This window comes from Streptomyces torulosus (assembly GCF_001419765.1).
GTDB classification, from domain to species: Bacteria; Actinomycetota; Actinomycetes; order Streptomycetales; family Streptomycetaceae; genus Streptomyces; species Streptomyces torulosus.
In genome coordinates, this window is record NZ_LIRK01000083.1 from 1 (window position 1) to 9009 (window position 9009).

Here is a 9009-nt window from a genome sequence, read left to right on the forward strand (position 1 = left end):
CCCCCGCCCCGCCCGAGGCTCCCGCCCTCCAACGGCCAGCACCCCCACCGGTCCGCGCACTGCCGTACGAGGAGGAGACCCCGCCCGTGCTCGACGTCCGCCGACGGCGGGGAGGGAGCACAGGGGGCGACACTGACCTCCCCGAACGAGGGTGGCACGTGCGGGCTCCGGTCCCACACGAAGACGCGCAGCCGTCCGCCGTGCAGGGCGACCAGCCGCACCGACGAGGGTCCCTTCGTGTGCCGGTACGCGTTGCTGACCAGCTCCGACGTCAACAGCTCGGTCACGTCGAGGAGTTCGTCCCGGCCATGGCTGGCGAGGATCGCCCGCACGGTCACCCGCGCGATCCGGGCGGCTCTGGGGTCGTGAGGCAACCGCAGGGAGTACTGCCAGCATTCGGGCGAACGGGAGTCGGACGGGGATACGGTGACCATGAACGCCTCCGGGGAGAAAGGGGACTTGCTCCGCTCGGGGCCGCGGCCAACGGTGGCAATGCCTGGTTCGGTGCGCTTCCGGCTTAGGGCCGGCCCGAGTTGAGCGGTACAGGGCATACGCTAGCGTCAGCAGAGAGATACATCTCCCAGAATCTGGAGAAGTTCATCCCGCTTACCTCTTGTGGGGTACAGGAGCGCCGCTCAGCGGCTCGAAAGGAGGCGTCTTGCCGCCGACCAGCACGCCCACGCTGCGACAGCGACGGCTCGGCTCCGAGCTGCGCAAACTCCGGGAGCGCGCAGGTCTGACCGCCACCGCCGCAGCAGCACGCCTCGGCGTCAACCAAGGGCGCGTCAGCATGATCGAGACCGGCCGCAGCGCCCTCAGCGCCGACAGGGTGCGCGGCCTGGCACGCTCGTACGACTGCGGGGACGCACCACTCGTCGAAGCCCTCGCCGCCATGACCGGGCGTCATGCACGGGGCTGGTGGGAGGAGTACCGGGACCACTTGCCAGTCGGCCTCATCGACCTGGCCGAACTGGAACACCACGCGACAGCTCTGCGCGCTGCCCTGGTCATCCACATCCCCGCCCTTCTCCAGACGACCGATCACGCACGCGCCCTCTTCAAGGAGGCGTGGCCGCCGCTGCGGCAGTACGAGATCGAGCACCGTGTCAGCCACCGGATGAAGCGGCAGGGCATCCTTTACCGGGACACCCCGCCCCCGTACACAGCGGTGATCCACGAGTGCGCCCTGCACATGGGCTACGGCGGCGCCCACACCGTCAGAGCGCAGCTCCAGCACCTCCTGGAGATGAGCGAGCTGGAGCACGTCACCGTTCGGGTCATCCCTTTCGGCAAGGGCTCATTTCCCGGCACTGGACAGTCCGTCGACTATCTGGTCGGCCCGGTGCCTCAGCTCGACACTGTTCAGCTGGACACCCACCATGGCTGCGAGTTCCTGGACGCGGAGGCCCAGTTGGAGAAGTACCGCCAAGTGCTGGATCGCATGGAGTCGAACGCACTCAAGCCCGACGAGTCCCGCGACCTGATTCATCGCATCGCCCAGAGCACCTGAGAGAGCCACTCATGCCCGACTACGACTGGCAGAAGTCCACCTTCAGCCCTGACGCCTCCAACTGCGTCCACATCGCCACCCACCCCACCGGCGCCGTTCTCCTCCACGAGAGCGACACCCCCGGCACCGTACTCACCACGAGCCCGGCGCCGTTCGGTCACCTCATACGCGCGCTCAAGGTCTTCCCTCTGTCTGCCGCTGGCGGAAACTCAGGTGGGCTCCGGGCCCGAGGTGGATAGGGTCGGGTGATGCCAAGTCTGGAGCGGCTGGATGCCGGCCACGCCCCGGCGGTTCTGGCCTTCGAGTTGGCGAACCGCGCCTACTTCGCCGCCTCGATCCCCGACCGCGGCGACGACTTCTTCGACCAGTTCACCGACGGGTACAGCGCCTTGTTGGCCGAGCAGGAGGCCGGCGTCTGCGCCTTCTACGTGCTCGTCGCCGAGGACGGCTCGGTGCTCGGCAGGTTCAACCTGTACGACCTGGAGGACGGCACCGCCAGACTCGGCTACCGGGTCGCGGAGCGGGTCGCCGGCCGCGGTGTGGCGACCGCGGCCGTCCGGGAGCTGTGCCGACTGGCGGCAGCGAGGCACGGCCTGCGCGAACTGCGGGCGGCCACCTCGCACGAGAATGCCGCGTCCCGAAAGGTCTTGATCAAGGCCGGGTTCGTCCCGGTCGGCCCCGCCACCCCGGCCGACCTCGGCGGTGAGTCAGGCACCTGGTACCGACATGAACTCCAGCCATAGAGCGTGTGCTTGCTCGTGGGGCGGCTGCGGGAAGCCCTCGGCCACCGCCGGTCACGGCTCTGGTCACCGCTGGTCACCAGAGCCCTGCCGCAACCGCACCGCCGGTGCACACGCCCACTGCACTCAGAGGCCGCGTCAGCCCGACGCCTCCCCCACGTAGCTCAGCTTGTCCGTGCCGCCGCCGTCCTCCCAGGTGATGACGACGTCGTTGCCGGAGCGGCGGACCGTGGCGAAGGTGATGTCCTTGTCGTCCACGTTCTCCGAGGCCATCGGCCGCAGCGCCATGCGGAAGTTGTTCTCGTCGCGGTACTTGCCGACGCCCGTCAGGATGCCCTTGCCGCCGACCATGTCGATGTAGGACAGCGGGTGCTGGCCCTGGAGGTCGCCCGAGGACTGCTCCTTGCCGATCGTCAGGGTGCGCGCCTCGTCGTCCTGCCACTGGCCCTCGACACCCGTGCGGGGCGCCGTGGACGCGTCGCCGCCGGCGTCGGTGTCCTCGGGGGTCGGGGAGTACTCCTCGGTCGGCTCGGAGGTCGGCGTCTCGGACTCGCCGGCCCGCGCCGACACGCTCTGCCGGGGCTTGGCCGCGGTGTCGTCGCCGTCGTCGGAGGTGAGCAGGAAGATCCCGCCGCCGATCACCGCGAGGGCGGCCACCGCGGCGACCACGATCAGCGCGATCTTGCCGCCGTTGCCCCCGGAGGGCGGAGGGGGCGGATAGCCGCCGTACTGCTGGCCGTAGTTCGGCGCACCGGGCGCTCCGGGGGCGCCCGGCATGCCCGGCGCGCCGTAGGGCGGCTGACCGGCGCCGTACGGCTGCTGCGGGGCGGTCGTGTAGGGGTTGGGCGGGGGACCGGGCTGACCGGGAGCCTGACCGGACGCCCCCGGCGGGGGCCCGTACGGCCCCGGGTACGGCGGTTGCTGCGGCTGCTGGGCCCCGTAACCGTCGTACGGCGGCTGGCCGGGAGGCTGAGTCATCGGCGGGTGTCACTCCTCGGGTCGCTTCGGCGAGGCAAGGAACACCTGCCTCAAGCGAGCCCAACATCCATCACCAGCTCAGTCGTACGCAAGTGCGTATCCCGGTTGGTTACGGGGTCAGTACATGACCGGGCGGCGGACGGGAGACGGGGGCGGCGACACCACGGCCGCGCCGCCCCCGGAGCCGGTCAGTGCCTGCGCGCGCTGCGACCGGCCCGGCCGCCGTTCGGCCACAGTCTCGGCCGGCGTCGGGCCGCCAGGTCCTCCGCCCAGCCGAAGGCGACGACACAGCCGACGATCAGCACCCAGGTGAGGGCCAGCACGGGCCAGACGCTCTCCAGCAGCCAGGGCACGTTCTGTTCGAGGACCACCACGGCCCACAGCCGGTCCCACTGGGTCGCGGCGACGAGGATGCACGTGTTGTGCCACAGATAGATCGTCACCGCACGGGAGTTGAGGAAGGTGATCACCCCGTCCCAGCGGCGCAGCCGGCGCGGCCACTCGGACCACGAGGGGCTGAGGTGGAGCAGCAGCGCCACCGTGCCGAGGGACCACAGCGCCTGGGCGAACGGCATGGCGTCGAGGTCGTTGCCGTTGCCGAAGTCGTGGTTCAGGGCGTACCAGAGGCCCGTCAGGGCCACGGCCGGGGCGACGGACGGGACGATGTAGCGGGGCAGGCGCCTGAGGATGCCCTCCTGGTGGGCCATGCCGAGGATCCAGCACGCGCCGAAGGTGCTGAAGTCCGTGAGCCCCGACGCGAACCGCTCACCGGGCAGGGACAGATAGCCCAGTTCGAACGCGGCCGACAGGGCGACCGGGAAGAGGAGCGTCACCACGGGCACCGCGCGCAACGCGCGCAGCAGCACCGGGGACAGGACGACGTACCAGAGGTAGGCGCGGACGTACCAGAGGGGCCCGGCGAGTTCCACGGCCCAGTCGGCGCCGATGAAGCCGTGCACGCCGGGCAGGCCCTCGGCGTACGGCGGGTCGCTGATCGGGAGGATCCAGAACGTGAGGTGGAACCACCACCACGCGGGATGCCCCTCCGCGTCGGGCCCCCAGCCCTGGGCCACCATCCCGCTCACACCGATCACGCCCAGCAGCCAGATGGGCGGCAGCAGCCGGCGGAGCCGGCCCTTGACGACCTGGACGGCCGGGCGCTTCAGCGAACGGGCCATGAGGTTGCCGGCCAGCGCGAACATCACGCCCATGGAGGGGAAGACGAGCGGCAGCCAGGCCCAGCCGGAGAGGTGGTAGAGGACCACGCGGAAGATGGCGAGGGCCCGCAGGAAGTCGAAGTAGCGGTCGCGGGCGGGCGCGGCCGGCGCCGGCGCTTTGGGGGTCTCTTCCGTCGAGGTCTGCGTCAGGGTGCTCATCCGACCGGGCTCCCTTCACGCGGCTGGGACTCGGCGGTCGCCGCGCCCGACCCGCCGGGGTCACCCGGCAGTCCCACCGCCCCCGTGCGCCGCAGCTTCTGCCAGCGGAGTCGGCCGCCGGTCAGGGCGGTGATCCACGACTGGAGCAGGACGACGTACATCAGCTGGCGGTAGAGGAGTTGTTGCAGCGGCAGGGAGATCAGATGGGTCATGCGTTCCTTGTCGAGGTGGAAGGCGTACGCCGCGCACACGGCCTGGACGGCCAGGACGCCGAACCACGCGCCGATCGTCTTCTCCGTCGGGCCGAACACCAGCCCGTACAGGAGGAACACGTCGATGAGCGGGGCCAGCAGGGGCGCGACCACCATGAACAGCGACACCAGCGGCAGGCCCACCCGTCCGAAGCGGCCCGAGGGGCCTCGCTCGAAGAGGGCCCCGCGGTGCTTCCAGATCGCCTGCATGGTGCCGTAGCACCAGCGGTAGCGCTGCGACCACAGCTGCTGCACGGATTCGGGCGCCTCGGTCCAGGCGCGGGCCTTCTCCGCGTAGACGACGTGCCAGCCGTCGCGGTGCATGGCCATGGTGATGTCGGTGTCCTCGGCGAGGGTGTCCTCGCTCATGCCGCCGACGCGTTCGAGGGCCTCGCGGCGGAAGGCGCCGACGGCGCCGGGGATGGTGGGCATGCAGCGCAGGACGTCGTACATGCGGCGGTCGAGGTTGAAGCCCATCACGTACTCGATGTGCTGCCAGGCGCCGATGAGGGTGTCCCGGTTGCCGACCTTCGCGTTCCCGGCGACGGCGCCGACGCGCGGGTCGGCGAACGGCTGGACCAGTTCGCGGACGGTGGACGGTTCGAAGACCGTGTCGCCGTCCATCATCACGATCAGGTCGTGCCGGGCGTTGGCGATGCCCCGGTTGAGGGCGGCGGGCTTGCCCGCGTTGAGCTGCCGCACGACCCGCACGTCGGGCAGGTCACGGCTCAGCTCCTCGACGATCCGGGCGGTGCCGTCGCTGGACCCGTCGTCGATGACGAGGACCTCGATGGGATGGTCACTGGCCACCAGCGAACGGACGGTCGTCTCGATGCACTTGGCCTCGTTGTACGCGGGGACGAGGACGGACACCGGTTCGGTGACGGGGCCGTCGGGGCCCCAGCGGAAGTCCCGGCGGCGGACCTTGCGGGCGTGGCACACCGACAGGATCAGCATCAGGCCGAAGCGGGTGAGGACGAGGACGCCGACGACCGAGAGGGCCACGACCAGGATGCCCGTGATCCGCTCCGACGCCTGGACGAGCGCCACCCACGCCTTGCCCTTCCACAGGCCGACCCCCGTGACCCCGGTGTGCGCGCTGGGCGCCTTGAGCGCACCGGTGAGGGTGTGGAACGCGTAGCCCTGGTCGCGCAGTCCGACGATGAACCGGTCGAGCGCGGCGACGGTCTGCGAGCGGTCGCCGCCGGAGTCGTGCATCAGCACGATCGCGCCCTCGCCGCCCTTCGGTGTGGCCCGGCGGATGATCTCGTCGACGCCGGGCCTGCTCCAGTCCTCGCTGTCGGTGTCGCTGACGACGGTGATGTAGCCGCGGCTGCCGATGTACTGCGTCACCGGCCAGGACTGGTTGTCGAAACGGGCCGAGAACGACGAGTACGGCGGTCGGAACAGCGAGGTCCGGATGCCCGCGGCGCCCGCGAGCGCCATCTGGTTCTGGGACAGCTCCCAGTCGATGCGGCCCTTGGACTGGAGCGAGAGGTCGGGGTGGTTGAAGGTGTGCAGCCCGATCTCGTGGCCCTCGTCGACCATGCGCCGCACCAGGTCCGGGTAGCGCGAGGCCATGGTGCCGGTGATGAAGAAGACGGCGTGCGCGTCGTGCTTCCGCAGCACGTCGAGGACCTTGGGCGTCCACACGGGGTCGGGGCCGTCGTCGAAGGTGAGGACCAGTTCGCGGTCGGGTACGTCGAGGCTGGCCGCACGGCCCGAGCGGGTGTCGATCACCGGCCCGCCGTCGAGGATCCGCTGCGGTACCCGGTCGTTCGACACGGGTGGCCGGACCCGGTGGTCGGCGAGGATCTCGCTGTGTACGTACCCGCGCAGCATCAGCATCGCCATCAGGGCGACGAGGAACAGGCACGGCAGGATGTGGCGGAGCGGCAGCCGCCCGGTCCGGCGCTTCGGTGAGCGCTTCGACGAGCCCTTCGGGGGGCTTCCGGCCGTGCCGTCGGCGGCCTCGGGCGAACGGGGTGTGCGGGTACGGCGCTTGGCGGCGGCACGCGCAGGTGTGCCGCCGCGCCTGAAGCGGGTCATTATGCGGGGGTCTCCGAGGTCTGCGGGTCCTGCGGGCTCTCCGGTGCCGCGGTGGCGGGCTCGACCGGTGCCGGGGTCGGCGGGCCGCCGGCGACGGTGTCCGTGCCGGATCCCGGGCCGGGAGCGGGGCCGCTGGACTCGGAGGGTGTGGGCGTCGGGGTGGGCGTGGGGCTGGAGCCGCCGCCCGCCGGTTGGGACGCGGAGACCGAGGGCTCGGGCTCCTTCACGCCGGTGGTCGGCTTCGGCTGCGGGCCGGCGCTCGCGCCGCCGCTGGGCCGGGCGCTCGCGGAGGCCTCCGGGGCCTTCTTCCCGTCGTCGCGGGCGTCGTCGCGGGAGTCGCCGCGGACCGGCGCGGGCGTCACTCCCGGGGAGACCGACCCCGCGCTCGGCGGCGGTACGACCCCCTCGGCGGTGTCGGCGACGTCGGACGACTCGGCCGGCTGCGGCGGGGTGTCCACCTTGTCCGCCGGCGCCTCGTCCTTCTGCATGGGCATCGGCAGCCAGGGCGCGTCCGAGTTGCCCGACACCAGCGTGCCGACGATGACGACGGCGTACGCGGCGCAGGCGGTGCCGACGGCGATGCCGAGCTTGCGGTACCGGTTGCGGCGGCGCCCCGACTCGTCGACGAAGACCGGCCCGTCGGGCTGGCCCCCGGCCGCCTTGTCCGGGTCCTTGCCCGCGTGCCTGCCCGGCCCGTCCAGTTCCCGTCCGACGCCGTCGAGCTGGACGGTCACCTCGTGCGGGTCGTGGTTGCGGCCGGGCTGGTCGGGCTGCTCCCAGGGGGACGCCACGGTGCCGGGCCGGCCGGCGTCGCGCCCGGCGGCGTCGGGTTGCCGGGGCACACCGGCGAAGGCGGTCGACGGCCGGGGCACGGACCCCGTTCTGCCGGCGGCCTCGGGCCACACCACCTCGTCACCGGCGGCGCCGGTCCGGGCGAACGGGTCGGTACCGGGGCCGCCCTCGACGTCACCACGGTGTTCGTCACGGCTGTCGCCGTCGGACCGCTCCGGCTGGGTGCCTTTCGGCCACTTCTCCACGTGCACGCGCTTCCCCCCACGGGTTGCGGATGCGTGTTCGATGCCGGACTCTCGCACTTTCCTGTACCGGACCGGGCCCCCACCCGATCCGGGGCGCCCCGCCCATCACACGCACCCGGGGGCCCGAATGTAGAGGTGGGAGAGATGTGACATGTGTGCTATCAGGCGAAACTCATCATGATGAGTGCATCTGTAGCCGGAATCCACCCGTCCTCCGGATATGAAAGCCATACTTCCGCGCTCGCTCGTTCGGTGGCGGCCCGCCGCAGGGCATCGAGCCCCGGATGCGTGAACCCCTTCCGCCACACCAGCGAGACGGGGGACAGCGGGACGGGGTCGACGAGCGGCCGCAGCACACTGCGCGGCATGGGCGGGAAGTCCACCACCGCCAGCACGGGCGTCCGCGTCTTGGCCATGACCCGCGCGAACTCCTCCTCGCCCACCACGAGGGGCACCGCGGGCGCGAGGTCGATCCCCCGCCCCGCGAACAGCTCCCGCGCCAGCTCCGTCCACTCCGGCGTACGGGCATTGCCGGCACCCGCGTACACGGTCTCGCCCCTCAGCTCCGCCAGCGGCACGGCGTCCAGCGCGGCCAGCCGGTGGTCCTCGGGCAGGATCACCGCCATCGGCTCGTATCGCACGGGCTGTTGTTCCAGCCGGGCCCGCACGGCCGGGTCCAGCCCCGCGAACCTCCCGAACGACACGTCGAGGCGCCCGGCGAGGATCTCGGCGGCGGCGTACGTGAGCCCGCTCTCGTACCGCGCCAGCAACTCCACGTCGGGCACCAGCTCACGGGCCCGCCGCAGCACCCGTACGCCGGTGGCGAGCCCCGGCGAGTTCAGGTCCACCAGCAACGGCCGGGCCTGCCGGAACGCCCCCACGAGCGCGTCCTGCGCCTCCAGCACGCGCCGCGCGTACGGCACCAGCCGCTCCCCGTCGGGCGTCAGCGCCACCTGCCGGGTCGTCCGCACGAACAACTCCACGCCCAGCTCCCGCTCCAGCCGCCGCACATCCCGGCTGAGCGCCTGCTGAGCGATGTAGAGCCGGGCGGCGGCTGGAGCGGGAGCT

9 protein-coding genes are annotated in these 9009 nt (G+C 71.8%); 3 read left to right on the forward strand and 6 right to left on the reverse strand.

What is annotated here, in order from left to right; translation table 11 throughout:
* A partial coding sequence (locus AOK23_RS06995; protein ID WP_055711880.1) for an ATP-binding protein occupies positions 1-434 on the reverse strand: 434 nt, incomplete at its 3' end.
* A 224-nt stretch (positions 435-658) separates the two neighbouring features.
* Here AOK23_RS06995 and AOK23_RS07000 point away from each other — a divergent pair.
* The 3 genes from AOK23_RS07000 to AOK23_RS07010 are packed head-to-tail and all read left to right on the forward strand — an operon-like array spanning position 659 to position 2253.
* Entirely contained in the window at positions 659-1510 is an 852-nt protein-coding gene (locus AOK23_RS07000) for a DUF5753 domain-containing protein (RefSeq protein WP_055711873.1), read from the forward strand.
* Between the two features lie 11 nt (positions 1511-1521).
* The gene (locus AOK23_RS07005; protein WP_055711874.1) at positions 1522-1749 is read left to right on the forward strand and encodes a DUF397 domain-containing protein; all 228 of its coding nucleotides are present in this window, start codon (positions 1522-1524) and stop codon (positions 1747-1749) included.
* A gap of 9 nt (positions 1750-1758) precedes the next feature.
* Entirely contained in the window at positions 1759-2253 is a 495-nt protein-coding gene (locus AOK23_RS07010) for a GNAT family N-acetyltransferase (RefSeq protein WP_055711875.1), read from the forward strand.
* Positions 2254-2388: 135 nt separating this feature from the next.
* On the opposite strand, the gene AOK23_RS07015 is transcribed toward AOK23_RS07010, so the two are convergent.
* The 5 genes from AOK23_RS07015 to AOK23_RS07035 form a co-directional block, all read right to left on the reverse strand.
* Positions 2389-3228 (reverse strand): hypothetical protein, encoded by an 840-nt coding sequence (locus AOK23_RS07015; RefSeq protein WP_055711876.1) that lies wholly within the window; start codon positions 3226-3228, stop codon positions 2389-2391.
* A gap of 188 nt (positions 3229-3416) precedes the next feature.
* Complete coding sequence (locus AOK23_RS07020; RefSeq protein WP_055711877.1) at positions 3417-4604, reverse strand: acyltransferase family protein; 1188 nt, start codon at positions 4602-4604, stop codon at positions 3417-3419.
* Positions 4601-6904 (reverse strand): bifunctional polysaccharide deacetylase/glycosyltransferase family 2 protein, encoded by a 2304-nt coding sequence (locus AOK23_RS07025; protein WP_055711878.1) that lies wholly within the window; start codon positions 6902-6904, stop codon positions 4601-4603. The genes AOK23_RS07020 and AOK23_RS07025 overlap by 4 nt, the downstream gene beginning before the upstream one ends.
* The gene (locus AOK23_RS07030) at positions 6904-7941 is read right to left on the reverse strand and encodes a hypothetical protein (RefSeq protein ID WP_157877962.1); all 1038 of its coding nucleotides are present in this window, start codon (positions 7939-7941) and stop codon (positions 6904-6906) included. The genes AOK23_RS07025 and AOK23_RS07030 overlap by 1 nt, the downstream gene beginning before the upstream one ends.
* 161 nt (positions 7942-8102) lie before the next feature.
* Positions 8103-9009 (reverse strand): LysR family transcriptional regulator (locus tag AOK23_RS07035; RefSeq protein WP_055711879.1); only part of this gene is annotated, 907 nt, incomplete at its 5' end.